Below are 17,681 nucleotides of genomic sequence, written 5' to 3'. Positions count from 1 at the left end.
GATTGACCTCGCGGTTGATCCTATGCATCTAAGAGGTGTGTTTTATTGCTGATTATTGTAATTCTTGGGGCAACGACACTGTAAATAAGTGGTCTTCTGTTGGGATGAATACCTGTCCATGGGTAACAAATGTTTTGCCAAACTGCATGTCACCGGTCTTAAGTATACCTAGGGTTGAACCTGTATCGGCATTCATGATGGAGTAATAGCCATTCTTATAACCAATATACACACCTTTACCGATCAGTTGGAGACTTAGAATAGGACTGCCAAGACCCGTTAATTTCACTATACTACCATTGTTAACATTAACACCGGTAATCTGCGTGCCTTTTTGGAAATAGGCCATTCCGTTCACGGGGCCGACCAGCCAGTCTCCGTATTCTTCATAACTTATTGAGTGGGTGTTCGCAGCTTGATCAAGTGTAAGACGAGTTAGATAATCATCAGATTGGTCCAGATTTCCGTCTGCTGTATAAACATAAGATCCTTGAAGTGACGTATAGGAGTTGCCTATTCTGCTGATATCCTCAAGTGACTGGTAGTTTTCTTTCTTTGTTACCTTTCCTGTAGTTACGTCCACTTTAACAAGAGTTATCAGATAACCAGGGACCGGCGCATTGACGGCTTGGTAAGTAGCATCTGAGTGGTCCCGGAATGTGAACTGACCGTCTTGATAGTTGAGGAATGTATAGTCACCTTCCGTTCTCCAGAGTTTTCTGCCAGAAGTAGGGTCGAGACCGAAAAATTGCGAACGAATATTATCGACCGTACCATAGACTAGAAGCACTCCGTCATATTCGCCGAGTAAGCCTCCCGCATACATGGGTATTTTATTATTATCCCATATTTGCTTGCCTGAAACTGGGTCGTATGCGGCAATTCCACCACTCTCATTGGTAAAGTACAATACACCGTTGATCAGTTCAGCATATGCACCAATCTCAATCGGAGCAGTTGCAGCCTTGACCTTCCACAGTAACCTTCCAGTTTTGGCGTTCACTTTTACCAGATATCCATTGGTATCGATAAAAAAGACGGAATTGTTAGTTACGATTTGCGGATGTAAGCCATTTTTGTATGTCCATATGATGTTACCTGTTGCCATTTCTGCGGCATTCAACGTACCACCCGAGGAATAATAGATGATCCCATTCGAGATAGCCGGCTTGGAGTCGTACAGTCCCATACCGTCTGTTGTAGTTTGCCATTTCGACTTAATAAAGGTTGTGGAGTCGTGTGTTGTAGGGGTAGAACTCGCTAGTGTTGAATTTGCGGCTTCTACCGGAGATTCGTTAGATGAATAAAGACTAGTTCCCGAAATAAGAAGGGAGGTAGTAAGCATTGTTTTAACAATTAACATTGATTTCTTCAATTAAATCATCTCCTATTTATATCCATATGATATAGACGACATATTGGATGATTAGTTCCGAAATCACAAAAAGAAAGATAGTTTACATAATTAATATTATGTAAACTATCTGTTCCAACATGTTAAGATTTGTAATAGAAGAGGATCCATTATTTAGCTGATTAGCAGGAGAGTAACCTGGGAATTTACGTAGACTCGGGTTCTACTCCTTTAACCAAGCAGTGGCCAGCTTGATAGCTCCTTTTTTGGCATGGGTATCAGCTAACACATTTAACATCACAAAATCATGAATGATCCCTTGGAAGCGGACTGCGGTAACGTTCACACCTGCTTCACGTAATTTGGTAGCATAAGCTTCGCCTTCATCACGTAATACATCCGCTTCGCCTGTAATAACCAAAGCTTCAGGTAAATCACGCAATTGTTCTATCGTAGCTCGAAGAGGAGAAGCGGTAATTTGTGCCCGTTCTTCTGGATCAGTGGTATATTGATCCCAGAACCATTTCATGCCATCGCGCTGTAGGAAGTAACCTTCGGCAAATTGATGATACGATTCGGTATCGAAGGAAGCATCTGTCACAGGGTAGAATAATAGTTGCTTAGCAATCTTGGGACCGCTGCGTTCTTTGGCCATCAAAGTAATGGCTGCGGCCATATTCCCGCCGACACTATCACCACCTACTGATAGTTTACTTGGATCAAGTCCGTGTTCCGAGCCTTTGTCTGCTGCCCACAAGAGCACAGTATAGATTTCCTCAATAGCGATCGGATACTTTGCTTCCGGAGATAAGCTATATTTCGGGAACACAACTGCGGCTTCAGCGCCGACAGCCAACTCGCGGATTAAGCGGTCATGCGTGTGTTCATTACCGAATACCCAACCTGCACCATGAACATAAAGAATAATGGGTAAGTTTGCCGAAGAGGAATTAGGAGGTCGGACGATCCGTACGGATACTTCGCCGGTTGGACCTCCTGGCACCATGATATCTTCGATATCTACTTCAGGTTTATATATGTCGCCGGATTGAACTTTATCTACGGTTTCGCGTCCTTTTTCTGGACCTAGGTCTGAAAGGAAGGGGGGCTTGGCATTATCGTCAGCAAATTTTTGCGCTGCAGGTTCTAGGACAATTTTATTGTTTTGTGTCATGTTATATCGGCTCCTTTGCCTTATCATAGTTAAATTGTAGTTAAGCTCACTCTCTTCAATCATAACCACCTCGTCCCATTCTGAAACGAATGCTTGCTAGGTTCAGTTAGTTGAATGTTAGGGGATGTAAATGTGTTATTCGTCAGAATGGGTGAATGATACACCTCTCGATGCGGGAGAAAGGTATCACCTGCTCTTCGTATTCTATGGTAGAATAGGTTGTTATATCCTTGTACAACTTGAGGTGAAGGAGGGTCCGTACTGTATGGACATAGAGGATTATGAAGAGGAGCTTGAAGCTTTCTCAATCTGGATGAAGGATGCGGGCTACACGGCTTATACGCAAAAATCCTATCTTGCCGATGTACGACAATTCCTGGCCAGTCTAAATGATAAGCGGTTGGATCAAGTTAAGAAATTGCATGTTGTATCCTATCTGACATCTGTGCGAGAGCGGGGTGCAAGTGATGGCACTCGGAATCGTAAGCATGCGTCGGTGAATTGTTTCTTTCGAGCGCTGAACGAACTGGAGCTGTATACTACGAATCCCGCCTCGGGCATTAAGAAGTCAAAAACAGAATCAAACCGCGAGCCAGTCTTTCTGGACGAAGGCGATCTACAGCGGTTTTTGTCTGTCGTGGACGGAAAATACAAGAACCGCAATCTGGCGGTATTTTTGTTGATGGCTTATATGGGACTACGTGTGGGTGAGGTACATACGCTTAATCTGAGCGATTATGATGCGGAGCGGGGATCGCTAAGTGTGTTCGGTAAAGGTCGGAAATGGCGAAATGTACCTGTTCCTGAAGTGATTGTTCCATTCCTTGAACGTGCGTTAGAAGAACGGCTAGACCCATGGCGCAGCAAGGAGGATGCGATGTTCATCTCGCAAAAGGGCCGGCGTTTATCCATACGAGGTATCCAGGGAATAGCTACTATCGCATTTGATCGTTTTCAGAGCGAATTTCCTTCGGCACGACGTAAGGCGTATTCAAGTCATAAGCTGCGGCATTCCTTTGCTACAATGTTACTTCGTAAAGGGGCAGACTTACGCACGGTGCAGGAGCTACTAGGGCATTCCTCGATTCAAACAACGACAGTCTATACCCACATTACGAGTCGTGAGAAGGAAGAGGCTATGGCTAGATTGAATGTAGAGCTGCCCATATTGTAGTCCAATAATGATAATATCTACGTGGGTTAGATTTATAGTTTACATAAAAAATATTATGTAAACTATATTCTTGATTTATTATATTTAACATTGATATATCGTCATATTACTTTTAAATAAGGAAAAAAGAGTTTGCGGTTTATTAGCGGATGAAATGTGCTGTAATACTGAGGAATAACCGACTGCGTATAAAAGGAGATTTTACGATGAAATTTGATGTGCAATTTTTATCTTTTTTTGTAATCAAGGTAGACAGTAAAGAAGGCCAGACGGATAAATCATATAAACATTACCAGACCATGGATGGAAATGAATATTTGGACAGCGATATTAAGAAGTTTCTGGATGGAGAATTCACAAGGATTAGTAAGCGGAAGGTAGAGAAGAACCCAAATACGGAGCAATCACCTACCAAAATCGGTCGTTTTATCGTTGAACCTGGGCATGAGCTCACCAGCAATCCGAACTTTAATATGTTGGTTCGACTGCGGACGGTAGATGACAAAGATGATTATAAGAATGCCTGCGATGATCTAGTAAGAATTTATTTGGATACCAGTTCGGTGCGTGGTGGCGCGTTAATTGTCGTACAAGCAGCATTAACGACTCATCCAGAGGATCCTTTTATTTTTGTGCTGAAATGTGACTTTGAGAATAAAATCGCCCGGATCTCCGAGAAAAATCTAGTAAGAGAGATTGAGATGGCTATTAGTGCACGTAATATGAAATCCATCCAATATCCATACATGCCCGAAGAAGGAATGTTTGAGGAACGGGAGCTTAAGATCCATCAGTCATCTCATGCTAGATATTTTGAAGAGTTCCTGAGATTTATCACCTATGAGCAATCCATTCCTGAAATTGTGAATGAGCATGTGATGGAATTCGTGCAGACTTATGTGGAGAACAAATGGCCAGATGCTAGTCATGAAGAGCGCCATCAAGAAGAACGTGAGTTAGAGTTATGGGCGGCAAGTGATAAACGTACGTTACAGGAGAAATGGGAGCCAGAGCAAGTCGTGGAGGCTGCTAGCCGAATTGTTGAGATTAAACCAGAAATTGAAATCAAATTTAAATTGGGTGATACCTATATCAAAGGGTTTCTTGCTGATTATGGTAATAAAATTCATCTAACGAAGTTACGCGATGGTTATGCTGTTGTGATTGAAGGCGATGCCTTTACTTTTGATAAAAGCTATTCACCTGTTGAATTACTTCAACCTGAGAGTTTTCGATCCGTAGCTGAAAGATTACTTCAATCTCAAGATGTAGAATTAGAAGAGGAAGAGGAACAATAGATTCAATGGGTATTGTTTAACAAAGAAATATAGCCTCATAACGGACCCATGAATACCTCTTATTGCATCTGTATAAGGGGTATTTTGTGTTCTCATTCACCAATGACTTTGTTTTGTTATAATTTCAATGTATAATCAACTATATGTAATTATTTATATCATCATTTTAAAGGAGAAGATGTAGTAGTGGGAGAGAGTGACAGGGCAGGCTTAGGTACAGGAATGAGTTTATTTTTAATCGCACTTTTGATAGGTTTAACAGCTTTTTTCGTAGCGGTGGAATTTGCAATGGTAAGGCTACGTACGAGCAGAGTGGATCAGTTGGTCAGTGAGGGCCGTAAGAATTCACTTGCTGTAAAGAAGGTTGTTACAAATCTAGATGGTTATTTATCCGCATGCCAGCTCGGGATAACGATAACTTCACTGGGATTAGGTTGGCTTGGTGAGCCTACGGTAGAACATATTCTTCATCCGTTATTTATGAAAATGCAAATCTCAGAATCTATCAACAGTTTTCTTTCTTTCATCATTGCATTTGTAGCTATTACTTACTTGCATGTTGTTGTAGGTGAATTGGCACCTAAAACGATCGCTATTCGCAAAACAGAAACCATTGCTCTTTTGACTGCACAACCGCTTATATGGTTTGACAAGGTAATGAGACCCTTTATATGGACTCTTAATGGTTCAGCGAATCAGTTAGTTAAATTATTCGGCATTAAACCTGCCTCAGAAAGTGAAGAGGCACATACGGAAGAAGAACTTCACTTTATCATTAATGAGAGTTACGAAAGTGGCAAAATTAACAAAAATGAATACGGTTATGTTAATCGCATATTTGCTTTTGATAATTTGATGGCTAAAGATATCTTAGTCCCTCGTACTGATATGGTGTGCTTATACAGTGATAAATCTCAGCAAGAGAACATGGAGATTATTAAGACGGAACAATATACTAGATTCCCTATTGCACTTGAAGACAAAGATAACATTATAGGGACAATTAATACGAAGCAATTCTTTTTAGCTTATAATGATAATCCAAATGTAGAAGTTACGTCTCTGATTCAACCCGTGATGTCTGTACCTGAAACGACTCCCGTTGATGCCTTATTGAAAAGGATGCAAAGGGAAAGTACACACATAGCTATTCTAGTGGATGAATATGGGGGTACCTCAGGCATGGTGACCATCGAAGACATCTTGGAGCAGATTGTGGGCGAAATTCGAGATGAATTTGATAGTGACGAAGAGCAAGAGATTGTTCGTGTCAATAATAACCATGTTATTGCTGATGGTAAAGCATCGTTAACACATATCAACAATGTTCTTCCCATTGATTTAGACACGGAAGAATGGGATTCAATCGGAGGTTGGCTGTATGGTCATAATTCCGAATTAGAACAAGGTGAACAATGGCAATACGATAATATATCTTTTACACTACTTGAGAAAGATAAGAATAGGTATTGTAAAGTTGAAATTGTTGTTAATTAAGTGAGAAGTTAATAGACTTAAATATACAAAAACAGTCGGAGTTCGACTGTTTTTTTGTTTGTGGCTAGTTGCATTATGATATAATGATTATCTTAGAGAGATTCGTATAGATTAGGAGGACTCTATTTGAAAATAAGGTATACACATCTATGGATTCTATTCTTATGTAGTATCATTCTCAGTTCTTGTTCTTCGTCTCCCTCCAATATTGGAGTGGTTACCACGCCAGAACCCGTAGAAGACTTGGCTGAACAAGGGCAAGTCCTGAATGTAGTTACACCAGACAAAGTGACGACCACAAGTGATACTGAGCCTAAATATCAAATCCAGACTCGTCTGACTGATTTTCATCTGATTAATGGAACTACAGGTCTTGCATGGGGTTTAACAAAAAACGCACTACGTATGTATCAGACGGAAGATAACGGGGAGACTTGGGTTAATATTTCACCCGCTGCTAATGTGAAATTTGGAGCAAATATTAAATATGGATCTAATATTTTTTTCTTGGATTCTCAGAATGGCTGGATCATTCGTAATGCTCAAGGGACAACAGAAACGATGTTATTACGAACAGTAAATGGAGGACGTAATTGGAAAATATCCTCTATCCCGGGTGTGGAGAATATTATTGATATATCTTTCACCTCTATAGATCATGGTTGGATTATGGCATCTTCCCAAACGGCGATGGGCAAGGAAGAAAAGACTTTATTCCGTACGGTTGATGGCGGAACCAAGTGGACCAAGGTAATGCAGAATGCTGGACCGAAGGCTATTGCTAGCAATACCGCTGGATCTATACCTCATAGTGGCTATGTGATGGGGTTGAACTTCATAGATTCACTTCATGGGTATATAACGACGAAAGATCTCGGTGTACCTAAGTTATTCCGCACAGAGGATGCGGGTACGACTTGGTCTGAATCTAAATTTTTCAATAGAAATAAATTTGGTAGTTGCTCCAGCTTCTATACAGAAGGTCCCCAATTCTTTGCGGGTTCTAGCTTAAAAGGTTGGATGCCTATAGGCTGTTCACTTGGTAATACTTCTAAAAATAATGCTTATTTCACCACAGATGGTGGTCTTAATTGGGAATTCACAGTATTTAATCTGGACTGGACTCAAGGTGTTAATCAATTCCTTCCGCCCGTATTTATTAACGATAAAGAAGGTTGGATGTTACAAGACGCATTCTTATACCATACGCTTGACAGAGGGAAGTCATGGATTCATTTACCTCAGAGTAGTATTCTAGAGGAACAGTTAGTCATCCATCCCGTAGTTGTCAAATTGGAATTTATCAATTCCAATATAGGTTGGATTTTGCTCGAGAACAGCGATACTAAGCGTTCCCTCTTGCTTCAAACGATTGATGGTGGAAGTACCTGGGAAGTGCTCTGATGATTACAAGGCAGTGTGTATTGTGTTAACACTGCCTGAATTTAAAATAGAATATCAAAACTAAATAAATAAAAATTAAAATTTTTCGCTATAATGTGAATTAAATCACAATGATTGTTTAGAATATATGGTATCTTTAGTGTGTAAACAAGAAAGAAACCCAGAGGGAGTGTTACAGATGACAACTTTCGATAATAATACGGTAGACCTAACTAGTAAAAAATTACTTCAATTTTGCTATACATGTGAAGATGCTCATACTTGTGATTCTGAAGAGAAATGCCAGAATTGTTGGGAAGAACATGGTATGCTAATCGAACAAGATGACATGTCTGAGACTCAGAAATTTCTACAAATGATACACGCTTAGTTGGTTGTATAGCTGAGAAACTAATGATTGAATAGATTGTACATAAGAAGAGACTTAGGGGAGTATCCTCTAGTCTCTTCTTTGCTATCTATATATCTATACATAAGAAGTATTCAATTTTCGGTAAAAGTGGCATATACATTGAGAAGAGATAAGGACGGATACTTAGATAACGATTTGTGCAAGAAGAAAGGGGGATATCCACTTGGGAATGGATTCATTTTGGATGTTTGATTTTGTAGGTACGGTGATTCCAATCTTTCTCGTTGTGATTATAGGGATTCTCTTATTAAGTATGGGTAAGGGTGTGAGACAATGGACTCGGAACAACAAACAGCCAATACTAACTGTAAGCTCTCAAATTGTGAGTAAAAGGAATGAAGTACGGCAACATCAACAGCAGAATGATCAAATGTCCAGCTATACCCGAACTTCTTATTATATTACGTTTGAGGTCGAGAGCGGAGATCGGATAGAGTTCAGCGTAGATGGTGAAGAATATGGGATGTGTGCAGAAGGGGATATGGGACGATTAACATTCCAAGGCACACGTTATATGGGGTTTCATAGAAAGAAATTCACAGTACAAGAGGATGCTTAGGTTAATATGATTGTATTGGTTATCTTAGGTACATCACAGCAGATTTACTCTAGGAGGATAGAGCATGTCCAAATGATTTATGAAGAATAAAACCCCGGTAACCCTGTAATTGCAGGGGTACCGGGGTTGAGAATATACCTATTTATTTACTAACGGTCTGATTATATTCTTGAATCTTTAGTGTAATCTCCATGGCAGCGTTATCTAACGCTTGCTCTGGAGATTTGTTGTTGTTAAGCACTTCTTCAATAGCTGTTTCTGTTAATTGACGAGCTTCGGGGAATACGCCCATTACAGCTCCTTGTGTAGCTTGACTTGGTATTGTCGCATGAAGTTGATCCACAGCTGTCTGAAATTGCGGATATTTCGTAAGATTATCTTTTACAATTTGCTCATCATAAGCTTTTAACGTGATGGGGAAGTAACCTGTATTTACATGCCAGTAGGCTTGAGTCGCTGGAGTAGCTAGAAATTTAATGAATTCCCAAGCGCCTTCTTATAAATTTTGTGCTTAACAGAAGATGTGAAAGTAGGATTTAAGGTAACCTCTTTATCCATGAATATTGTTCCCTCGCTTTCGGCTGTTCGTTCTCAAGATGAGTATAAAATTCACATGTTTGCGGGGATTCTTGTTTTTGTAAACGGAGTGTTTATTTTTTGTAGAGTCACCTTACTGGGCTAATGAACATAAGATGGGTTTGAGAATGCGAAATGCTGGTTGTTAGGGAGGTGAACGGAAGTTGGCTGTTATTAAAACAAATTCAGAAGAAGCTAGGCTACTGGCTAGGTTAATGAGAGCCGAAGCTGAGGGTGAAGGTGAGCAAGGCATGTTAATGGTCGGAAACGTTGGCGTTAATCGCGTATTAGGAGATTGTCTGGACTTTCCCAATATTCGCTCGATTACGCAAATGGTATACCAAAGCCCTGGAGGATTTGAGGCAACTCAAAAAGGATATTTTTATCAAAGGGCACGTGAAAGAGATATAAGGCTAGCGCAACGAGTCATCAATGGGGAACGAGTATGGCCTGCTAGTAATGCTCTTTGGTTCTTCAGACCTGAAGGAGATTGCCCAAGTACATGGTACAACCAACAGAATACAGGTAGATTCAAATCACATTGTTTCTTTAGCCCAACGCCGGGGGATTGCCCTACAGTGTATTAGGGATGAACTGAAATCGATGATTGCAAAAAGATAAGTATGACTGCAGTGTATTATAAGGAGGAATTTAATCGTGATTACACAACAACCTTATCAACCTCAATTGGCACATTTTCAATTTGGAGGTGATCGTGGACCGCATAATAATAATAATATGCCTTATATGGGTATGGGAGCGGGAATGATGCCTCCCCAAGTCCCTAGTGGGAGTCCTATGACGCCAACAGGAAACGTAGTGAGTACGCCTCCACCGGTGTTTGAACAGTCTTATGTAGAGAACATCTTACGTGCTAACTTAGGGAAAACAGGAACATTCTACATGACATACGAGAACAACTCGGAATGGAATGCGAAGATATTCAAAGGGGTAATTGAAGCCGCGGGTCGTGACCATATTATTATTAGCGATCGGGCTACGGGAAAAAGGTATTTGCTTTTAACTCTTAATTTAGATTATGTAACATTTGATGAGCCTCTTAATTATACGTATCCTGGAGTAATCGGTAACCCAGGTAGATAACATCGCAGTTTTAAACCAAGCAGGGACGCTCTTATCGTCACAATTGACGAAGGCGTCCCTTTTGGGGTGTTAAAACGCTGTTTTTTCATGAAAACACATTGTTTCTGTAGGATATAGTCATACGTCAACGTTTGACTGTGTATTGTAGAACTATATAATTAAGTGAAGAAGGTCAACGTTAGATTGAAGGAGATGAGTCGCTTGGGAAATTGATGCTGGCTAAACAATTGATCGATGTAAATGTTCAGACCATTCTAATCATACGAAGGAGGTGTACCTATTCGTCAAAGAAGGATTACGGCGAATAGGAACAAGATTGGACGACCCTTTACCGAGTTTATTTTATTTATTATGTGTATTTATTTTAGTTTTATTGAATGGATTTTTTGTATCTGCTGAATATGCGATGGTTAACGCAAGACGAAATCGAATCGAAACGTTAGTGACAGATGGACGAAGAGGCGCCTTATTTGCTCAAAAGATTACCAACAATTTGGATGCTTATCTTTCTGCTTGCCAAGTGGGTATTACACTTGCCTCTATAGGGATCGGTTGGATTGGTGAAATGGCTATTTCAGGGTGGCTTAAACCTGTATTGAGCATTATAGGATTCAATAATACGATCGTAACGGTAATCTCCATTGTCCTCGCCTTTTTGTTAGTTACTATTGTGCATATCGTTCTAGGTGAATTAGCACCCAAGACATTTGCGATTCGGAAGTCAGACACGGTAACATTATTATCAGCAGCACCTATGACTTTATTCTATAAGATCATGTACCCGCTTATATGGTTATCTAACGGTTTGGCTAATGGTCTAATGCGAATGCTACACATTGAACCGGTGTCAGAGAAGGATTCAGCTCATACAGAGCAAGAAATACGTATATTGATGAAAGAAAGTAATAAGAATGGACTCATTAACAACACAGAACTTGCGCTGGTCGATAATATATTTGGCTTTGCGGAGACGACTGCTAGGGAGATCATGATCCCACGAACGGAAATGATCTGTTTATACAATCATATTCCAAGAGAAGAGAACCTCGAACTGGCTTTTGATGGAATGCGAACACGGTACCCCATATGTGAGGGTGATAAGGATAATATCATCGGATTTATTCATATCAAAGACTTACTTAGAGCGAATGACATCGAATATCCCAACATCATCCGCCCGATTATAACGGTTCCAGAATCGATTCAGATCAGTGAATTACTTAAGCTGATGCAGCGTGGTAAGACTCAGATTGCCATATTAATAGATGAATATGGGGGTACATCAGGACTTGTAACGTTGGAAGATATTATGGAGGAGATTGTTGGGGAGATTCAAGATGAATTCGATGAAGAACGACCCGGCATAGAGAATATAAGAGATGACGAATATTCTATCGATGGATTAATGCCCATTGATGAAATTAATGAACGTTTCGGATTGGATATGGATACAACTGATTATGATACTATAGGCGGCTGGCTCTATTCACGACTCGAGACGATCCCTCCTCAAAAGGGCCAATCAGTGGAATTCGACAACTATATATATATCGTAGAAGAGACGGATAACAAACGCATCGCGAGAATACAGCTGCTAAAGAGCCAATTTATGGCTGAAGAAGCGGGAGCATAAGGAAAGATACTGAAATGCTGGTACAACAAAGACAAGGTGCGATATAGCAGCTTGTCTTTGTTGTATATAAAGAGTATGGAATCAGAGTAAGAATTGGATCAACCGATGTAGATAAATAGGCTGTTTTTCTATGACGTAAACCCTTTTGGTAATGTATATGGCATGGTATGATAGATAGAAGACATCAAATTAAGCGATTACATAGGAGGAAATAATGAATAATCAATATGCGGCATTTGAAAAAGACTTTCAAGGAGAAAAGGCTATATGGCTTACACATGGCCGTTATGAAGCAGCTGTATTACCGGAAATTGGAGCTAATCTAATTCTATTTAGAGATACGGAAAAGGGTTATCATTTCTTACGTGAGCCTCTCGCCGAAGAAATGGAAGATTTCAAGGCAAGTCCGGGAGTCTATGGTATTCCTGTGTTGTTTCCCCCGAACCGTTATGAAGATGGGAAGTTTCCTTGGGAGGGGCAAGTGTATCAGTTACCTGTAAATGAGCCGGCTACAGGTAATCATTTACATGGTTATATGCATACTCTACCCTGGGCTGTTGAACGTTACACTTCCGATTCATATGAAAGTGTTGTTATTCTCTCACAGAAGGTAAATGGGGGGCATCTGTATAAGCAATACTTTCCGTTTGATTTCACGATTAAACTACGTTACACCTTGAGTGATGCGGGACTCCAACAACAGGTTACAATCATTAATGAAGGAACACAGCGTATGCCGAATTTACTTGCATTCCATACGGCGATCAATGCTCCTTTTGCACCTGATAGTAAAGCATCTGATTACCGTGTTAAGATCACGATTGGTGAGCGTCATGAACTGAACGAACGGATGTTACCCCTAGGTCAATTCCAACCCTTAACACCTGATGAAGAGTTAATGAAGGGGAGTGGAGTGAATCCTTATTTTGATGGGATGGATAACCACTACACAGCTGTACCTCAAAATGGCCGTAACGCTATGGTGTTGACAGATACACGAACAGGCGACAAGCTCATTTATGATGTAGGTACATCTTATAAGCATTGGATGATCTGGAACAATGGTGCTAATGGTCAATACTTCTGCCCAGAACCGCAAATGAACCTGGTGAATGCACCCAATATAAGCGGCAAAGGTGCTGAAGAGATTGGCTTGATTGGATTAGAACCAGGAGAGATTTGGGAAGAAACAAGTCGTTTATACTGCATTAATAATTAATAACATTAATTATTTGACTTCACCTTAATTAAATAGTGTTGCTTAAATAGTAAAAGCACATATCTTTATCCTAGATATGTGCTTTTACTATTATTGGTGGGAGAAGCTAGCTAAGTCTCTGGCCACAGCCACGGCAGTATTGGTCTGTTGAGGCTGAAGCTGTGCCACAATGTGTACAGTGATTGATGTTTATTTCGGAATGGTCAGGAGAGGTGATAGGAACAGTTTTCACTTTCATTAGATGAAATTGCTGACCGCAGAATGGACAGTAGGTTGCGTCAGTTGGAAGCATTTTTCCGCATCCACACTCTTTTAAATTTTGACTGTTTTGGAGTTTACGTTGCATTTGTTCAATTTCATGTTCTAACTGCATAATGGCTTGCTGATATTTCTGTAAAGAAACAGTTGGGATTGTACTTTCTTTGCGCTTCATAGATGAATAAATGACCCGTCCAATATCGGTGTAATTCTTTTCTATTTCTCTTTCTTTTGCAGTTAATTGCATTTTGAGTGTGGCAGCTTCAACAGTGTGATGTGCCTTTTTGCCAACGTCAGAGACACCCTGCTTAAATTTATAGAAGAACTGGGACATACGTATCCTCCTTCATGAGTCTGACCCCGGAAGGTTCCCCCATGAGTTTATCCAGACAATAGCTTTTTGAACTACCTCTATAATATAAATATTCTACTTACAGTATATGGTCTAAGACGGTTGTATATGACCGAATCAAATTTATATGGAATTCACTACCATAATAGGTGCATAATGAATAGAGATGGAAACAGATGATAGATCTAGATAACACACAATGATGATACATACGTATGAAGGTGCAGTTAAGCTTATTGAACAGATAGGGACTCTGCCAGTATAGTTTCAGCGAGATCCTTCACATATTAAGGGAGACGAGGGCTTAATTTTATGATTGAAATTTATGCAATGTCTATTGAAGGTATAGAAGATCCATTATATTCACAGATGCTCACGTACGTTAGTGATGAGCGAAGAAAGAAGACCGAACGATTTATGTTCTACAAGGATAGACTTCGAAGTGTAATATCCGAATGTCTGGTGCGCGCTGTGATAGGACAGCGAATCGATCCAGTAACGGTTCCAATTATGTTTAATGTGGGTCCTTACGGTAAACCTTTCGTAGAGGAGATGCCGGAGTTCCATTACAATATTAGTCATTCGGGAACGTGGGTTGTTTGCGCCATAGATAGCCAACCTATAGGAATAGATATTGAGGAAATTAAACCGACGAATACAGATTTGTCACGTCTAGTGTTCTCGGATGAAGAAAAAGCAACGGTAGAGGCTATAACGGGCGATGAGCAACTTCATTATTTTTATGATATATGGACTTTGAAAGAGAGTTATGTAAAGACGATAGGATTAGGATTATCACACCCTCTCCAGTCATTCTCGTTCCAACTCCATAGTGAAGGAACTGCACGTATTTTACCTTTACATTTACAAGAGCGGTATTCATTTCATAGGATTGATTTTGATGAGAACTATAAGTTATCAGTGTGTGCATCACGTGTAAATAACAACGCGTATTCCATTATGGTGAAAGAACCAGACTTTTTAATTCAGGCTTTAGGATGACTGTAAATGGGGTATTACTTTAGAGAGGTTTCAAAGTAATAGCTTAGATACAGGAGGCGGATGGTATGAATCAAGCTAATTTTGACGAGGCTCGCAAAGCAGAAGCGAACTACCATAATGAACTTTATAGTGATCATGAGATCCTAGAACCTGGCACGTGGATGTCTAAACCTGTTCCCATTGTGATGGAGCTGTTAGAACGTATACTACAGCACAAAGATCATGTGACTGTTCTTGACCTTGGATGTGGTGCTGGACGTAACACCATTCCCCTCGCGGTGCGGCTTAAAGGGACAAACAGTAGGGTCGTGGGTATTGACTTATTGGAAGAGGCCATTGAAAAATTACGTGAAAATAGTAATAAATACGATGTGGCAGATGTTATTGAAGCTAGGAAGGGCGATGCGGAGCAAGTTGATATATTGGAAGACGCTTACGATTACATCGCAGCATGCGGCTGTCTAGAACACGTTTCTTCAGAAGAAGCATTCATAAAGGTGTTAGAAAGAATGAAGATGGGGACGCGCTTAGGTGGCATCCATTGTATCACGATGAATACAGATATTCAGGAGGTTGAACGAGAGACGGGTCGTGCGTTAGAAACGTTAATCGAGCTTAACTTGCCGACGGAGAAGGCTTTTTCGATTCTTGAAGAGGTCTATGACGGATGGAATGTGCTTGACCGAAAAACGACACTGCTATCGATTGATGAGGAAAAGTATGAAAAGCCCTCACAATTTCGCTGCCAGTCGATTACGTTTGCTGTCCAGAAGATTTAACAAGGAACTAAATAGAGTCTAGAGGTGAAAAAACGTCGGGTGGATGATTTCTGCTACCCGGATATTTGCAAAGTATTAAACAATATCATTGAATGCATCGCTAAAACCGCTCCGAATGATTTCGAAGCGGTTTTAGCTTTGTTAAGTTATTCTTCTGAGGAGGACTTTACGCTACTAAATGCAGCAGGTTTAGCAACCCACTCATCGGCTTGTGGCTCAATATCGACGCCACTCTCCATCTTTTTTCTTTCTGCTAAGGAATCGCCACTTTTATTCTCTTTGTTGCGAACCTGATCTTCCGTTTGGTGATCCATATTGATTCCTCCATTCACTGGCAGATTGATTTTTTCTCAAGCTAACTTATAGTGCCCCTAAATGCTATTTACAAACCCTTTTTCGGTTTGCATCTTAATGAACTTTGTTGATATGGACTGCTATGCAGACGGATTAACCTTCGCACAGCGTTCGTTTATCAGCACTATTTAAAAAAAAGATCGTCTTACTCAAACTATTGCTGTCCTAATTACGAATATACATACGAAAACCATGGGTTGAAGGTTGGAATTGGCGGTGGGACTTGGAAAACGAGCAGAAATGGATTAGGCGGATCAAGACAAAGTCCGATAGGACAGCCGCTAATGAACTGGTATTGAAGTATTATAAGGAGATTTATGCGTTTGTGTACAAGCAGATATTGAACAAAGAGACAGCTATGGATTTAACACAGGAAATCTTTACGAGCATGCTCCAAACGATCTCGTCCTTTGATGAGCGAAAGGCTTCTTTTAGAACGTGGTTGTACAAAATTTCTACCTATCGCATCGTGGATTATTACCGATCCAAATATTACAAAACAACGCGGATGATGGATCCCATCGAAGAGAATGATTTCTCAGACCATAGTGACTTTACGATTCGCCTTGAATACCGGGAGGATGTAGAGAAGGTGATGGAAATCATCAACACTTTGGATGTCAGGACCCAACATATCTGCAGGTTCAAGTTATTTGCGGAGAATACGTTCTCTGAGATTGCAGTCCAGTTAGAACTGCCCGAATCAACCATCAAGACGAACTACTATACAGCGATTCGTAAAATTAACCGACTGTTTATGGAGGTGGAGAATGGATAAGGAGCAATTTTCAGTTGAGTTCCCGGATGAGCGTACCATTTCTATCGAAATTAGCGAAATTATCGCTAAGGGTTTACCACCCCAAGTATCGTTTCTCTCTTATGTAACAACCATGTACAAGCAACTTGGCTTTAAATATCTATTTCGTGATTTAACGGAGATCGTGTTTATTATTTGTTTAGTCATTTCAATACTGGCGATGATGGCGATGGGGCTTCAATCGAGCTTTGAATTCGATCATGACAGCATCTATCCCTTCATTTTCATGATCTCACCCATCCTATACTTAGTGATTGCCTATTTTTTCTTTGCTAATGACAAGTTGAAGGATACTTTTGAGATAGAAATGACTTGTAAATACAATGTCTATCAACTTGCATCCTTAAGAATGCTCATATTTAGCGCAGTGTGTATGGTTGTGAATGTATTGTTCATTTATTTCCTGGGCTTGCAATACGAAGAACTGAATCTGTGGTATGCCCATCTAATTTCGCTTGCTTCGTTGGCGTTATTCTCGACAGCTTTTTTATTTATTATGGTGCGGGTGCAAGTCAGATTTACGAAGACAATCTTTGTAGCTTGTTGGCTGGGAATTAACTTGTTATTACACATGTATAGCAGACCTTTCTACTATCATCTTCTAAACAGTGTTCCCATCTATGTGTATCTTGGATTCATCTTCATTTGTTTCGCGATTTATATTAAACATCTCAAGCAATTAATTGTTCACAAAGGTGTGGGGGGAGCTATTTAA

17 protein-coding genes and 1 pseudogene are annotated in these 17,681 nt (G+C 40.2%); 13 read left to right on the top strand and 5 right to left on the bottom strand.

Annotated features, from left to right (window positions below; translation table 11 throughout):
* Positions 1–52: 52 nt before the first annotated feature.
* Both J2T13_RS09400 and J2T13_RS09395 read right to left on the bottom strand, forming a co-directional pair.
* A complete protein-coding gene (locus J2T13_RS09400) occupies positions 53–1,375 on the bottom strand; it encodes a PQQ-binding-like beta-propeller repeat protein (RefSeq protein WP_429370567.1) in 1,323 nt (440 codons plus the stop codon).
* Between the two features lie 202 nt (positions 1,376–1,577).
* Positions 1,578–2,528 (bottom strand): alpha/beta hydrolase, encoded by a 951-nt coding sequence (locus J2T13_RS09395; RefSeq protein ID WP_429370565.1) that lies wholly within the window; start codon positions 2,526–2,528, stop codon positions 1,578–1,580.
* Between the two features lie 265 nt (positions 2,529–2,793).
* On the opposite strand from J2T13_RS09395, the gene J2T13_RS09390 reads away from it, so the two are divergent.
* The 5 genes from J2T13_RS09390 to J2T13_RS09370 all read left to right on the top strand — a co-directional run bounded on the left by J2T13_RS09390 (position 2,794) and on the right by J2T13_RS09370 (position 8,872).
* On the top strand, positions 2,794–3,702 hold the full coding sequence (locus J2T13_RS09390; protein ID WP_429370563.1) for a tyrosine-type recombinase/integrase: 909 nt from the start codon (positions 2,794–2,796) through the stop codon (positions 3,700–3,702).
* Between the two features lie 206 nt (positions 3,703–3,908).
* Positions 3,909–5,000 carry a DUF3900 domain-containing protein gene (locus tag J2T13_RS09385; protein ID WP_429370561.1) on the top strand — a complete coding sequence of 364 codons (1,092 nt, stop codon included), beginning with the start codon at positions 3,909–3,911 and terminating at the stop codon, positions 4,998–5,000.
* Between the two features lie 222 nt (positions 5,001–5,222).
* Positions 5,223–6,497 carry a hemolysin family protein gene (locus J2T13_RS09380; protein ID WP_429370823.1) on the top strand — a complete coding sequence of 425 codons (1,275 nt, stop codon included), beginning with the start codon at positions 5,223–5,225 and terminating at the stop codon, positions 6,495–6,497.
* Between the two features lie 126 nt (positions 6,498–6,623).
* Positions 6,624–7,901, top strand: coding sequence for a WD40/YVTN/BNR-like repeat-containing protein (locus J2T13_RS09375; protein WP_429370559.1), 1,278 nt, complete (start codon positions 6,624–6,626; stop codon positions 7,899–7,901).
* Positions 7,902–8,476: 575 nt separating this feature from the next.
* On the top strand, positions 8,477–8,872 hold the full coding sequence (locus J2T13_RS09370) for a DUF2500 domain-containing protein (RefSeq protein ID WP_429370558.1): 396 nt from the start codon (positions 8,477–8,479) through the stop codon (positions 8,870–8,872).
* 142 nt (positions 8,873–9,014) lie between these two features.
* On the opposite strand, the pseudogene J2T13_RS09365 reads toward J2T13_RS09370, so the two are convergent.
* A pseudogene (locus J2T13_RS09365) lies at positions 9,015–9,368 on the bottom strand (extracellular solute-binding protein); the annotation flags it as partial.
* 244 nt (positions 9,369–9,612) lie between these two features.
* Here J2T13_RS09365 and J2T13_RS09360 point away from each other — a divergent pair.
* The 4 genes from J2T13_RS09360 (at position 9,613) to J2T13_RS09345 (ending at position 13,404) form a co-directional block, all read left to right on the top strand.
* Complete coding sequence (locus tag J2T13_RS09360; RefSeq protein WP_429370556.1) at positions 9,613–10,035, top strand: cell wall hydrolase; 423 nt, start codon at positions 9,613–9,615, stop codon at positions 10,033–10,035.
* A 151-nt stretch (positions 10,036–10,186) separates the two neighbouring features.
* Positions 10,187–10,552, top strand: a complete 366-nt coding sequence (gene gerQ, locus J2T13_RS09355) for a spore coat protein GerQ (protein WP_429370821.1) — start codon at positions 10,187–10,189, stop codon at positions 10,550–10,552.
* 316 nt (positions 10,553–10,868) lie between these two features.
* On the top strand, positions 10,869–12,185 hold the full coding sequence (locus tag J2T13_RS09350; RefSeq protein ID WP_429370819.1) for a hemolysin family protein: 1,317 nt from the start codon (positions 10,869–10,871) through the stop codon (positions 12,183–12,185).
* Positions 12,186–12,399: 214 nt separating this feature from the next.
* On the top strand, positions 12,400–13,404 hold the full coding sequence (locus J2T13_RS09345; protein WP_429370554.1) for an aldose 1-epimerase: 1,005 nt from the start codon (positions 12,400–12,402) through the stop codon (positions 13,402–13,404).
* A 106-nt stretch (positions 13,405–13,510) separates the two neighbouring features.
* Here J2T13_RS09345 and J2T13_RS09340 read toward each other — a convergent pair whose 3' ends face one another.
* Entirely contained in the window at positions 13,511–13,996 is a 486-nt protein-coding gene (locus tag J2T13_RS09340) for a hypothetical protein (RefSeq protein ID WP_429370552.1), read from the bottom strand.
* Between the two features lie 330 nt (positions 13,997–14,326).
* Here J2T13_RS09340 and J2T13_RS09335 point away from each other — a divergent pair, with 330 nt between their 5' ends.
* Positions 14,327–15,016: a 4'-phosphopantetheinyl transferase family protein gene (locus J2T13_RS09335; RefSeq protein WP_429370550.1), complete on the top strand. Its 690-nt coding sequence runs from the start codon at positions 14,327–14,329 to the stop codon at positions 15,014–15,016.
* A gap of 65 nt (positions 15,017–15,081) precedes the next feature.
* Positions 15,082–15,795: a class I SAM-dependent methyltransferase gene (locus J2T13_RS09330; protein WP_429370548.1), complete on the top strand. Its 714-nt coding sequence runs from the start codon at positions 15,082–15,084 to the stop codon at positions 15,793–15,795.
* A 146-nt stretch (positions 15,796–15,941) separates the two neighbouring features.
* Here J2T13_RS09330 and J2T13_RS09325 read toward each other — a convergent pair whose 3' ends face one another.
* Positions 15,942–16,109, bottom strand: coding sequence for a hypothetical protein (locus tag J2T13_RS09325; RefSeq protein ID WP_429370546.1), 168 nt, complete (start codon positions 16,107–16,109; stop codon positions 15,942–15,944).
* A 263-nt stretch (positions 16,110–16,372) separates the two neighbouring features.
* Here J2T13_RS09325 and J2T13_RS09320 point away from each other — a divergent pair, with 263 nt between their 5' ends.
* Both J2T13_RS09320 and J2T13_RS09315 read left to right on the top strand, forming a co-directional pair.
* Positions 16,373–16,927 (top strand): RNA polymerase sigma factor, encoded by a 555-nt coding sequence (locus J2T13_RS09320; protein ID WP_429370544.1) that lies wholly within the window; start codon positions 16,373–16,375, stop codon positions 16,925–16,927.
* Positions 16,920–17,681, top strand: a complete 762-nt coding sequence (locus tag J2T13_RS09315) for a hypothetical protein (RefSeq protein ID WP_429370543.1) — start codon at positions 16,920–16,922, stop codon at positions 17,679–17,681. Before J2T13_RS09320 ends, J2T13_RS09315 begins: the two co-directional genes overlap by 8 nt.

It is taken from the genome of Paenibacillus sp. DS2015 (genome assembly GCF_050433705.1).
In the GTDB taxonomy this organism is placed as follows: Bacteria; Bacillota; Bacilli; order Paenibacillales; family Paenibacillaceae; genus Paenibacillus_AQ.
This window is presented reverse-complemented; position numbering and strand designations above follow the sequence as displayed.

Coding starts and splice junctions, on each gene's coding strand:
- J2T13_RS09395 (WP_429370565.1), bottom strand. CDS start 2,528: ATGACACAAAACAATAAAATTGTCCTAGAACCTGCAGCGCAAAAATTT.
- J2T13_RS09390 (WP_429370563.1), top strand. CDS start 2,794: ATGGACATAGAGGATTATGAAGAGGAGCTTGAAGCTTTCTCAATCTGG.
- J2T13_RS09385 (WP_429370561.1), top strand. CDS start 3,909: ATGAAATTTGATGTGCAATTTTTATCTTTTTTTGTAATCAAGGTAGAC.
- J2T13_RS09380 (WP_429370823.1), top strand. CDS start 5,223: ATGAGTTTATTTTTAATCGCACTTTTGATAGGTTTAACAGCTTTTTTC.
- gerQ (WP_429370821.1), top strand. CDS start 10,187: ATGCCTTATATGGGTATGGGAGCGGGAATGATGCCTCCCCAAGTCCCT.
- J2T13_RS09345 (WP_429370554.1), top strand. CDS start 12,400: ATGAATAATCAATATGCGGCATTTGAAAAAGACTTTCAAGGAGAAAAG.
- J2T13_RS09340 (WP_429370552.1), bottom strand. CDS start 13,996: ATGTCCCAGTTCTTCTATAAATTTAAGCAGGGTGTCTCTGACGTTGGC.
- J2T13_RS09335 (WP_429370550.1), top strand. CDS start 14,327: ATGATTGAAATTTATGCAATGTCTATTGAAGGTATAGAAGATCCATTA.
- J2T13_RS09330 (WP_429370548.1), top strand. CDS start 15,082: ATGAATCAAGCTAATTTTGACGAGGCTCGCAAAGCAGAAGCGAACTAC.
- J2T13_RS09325 (WP_429370546.1), bottom strand. CDS start 16,109: ATGGATCACCAAACGGAAGATCAGGTTCGCAACAAAGAGAATAAAAGT.
- J2T13_RS09315 (WP_429370543.1), top strand. CDS start 16,920: ATGGATAAGGAGCAATTTTCAGTTGAGTTCCCGGATGAGCGTACCATT.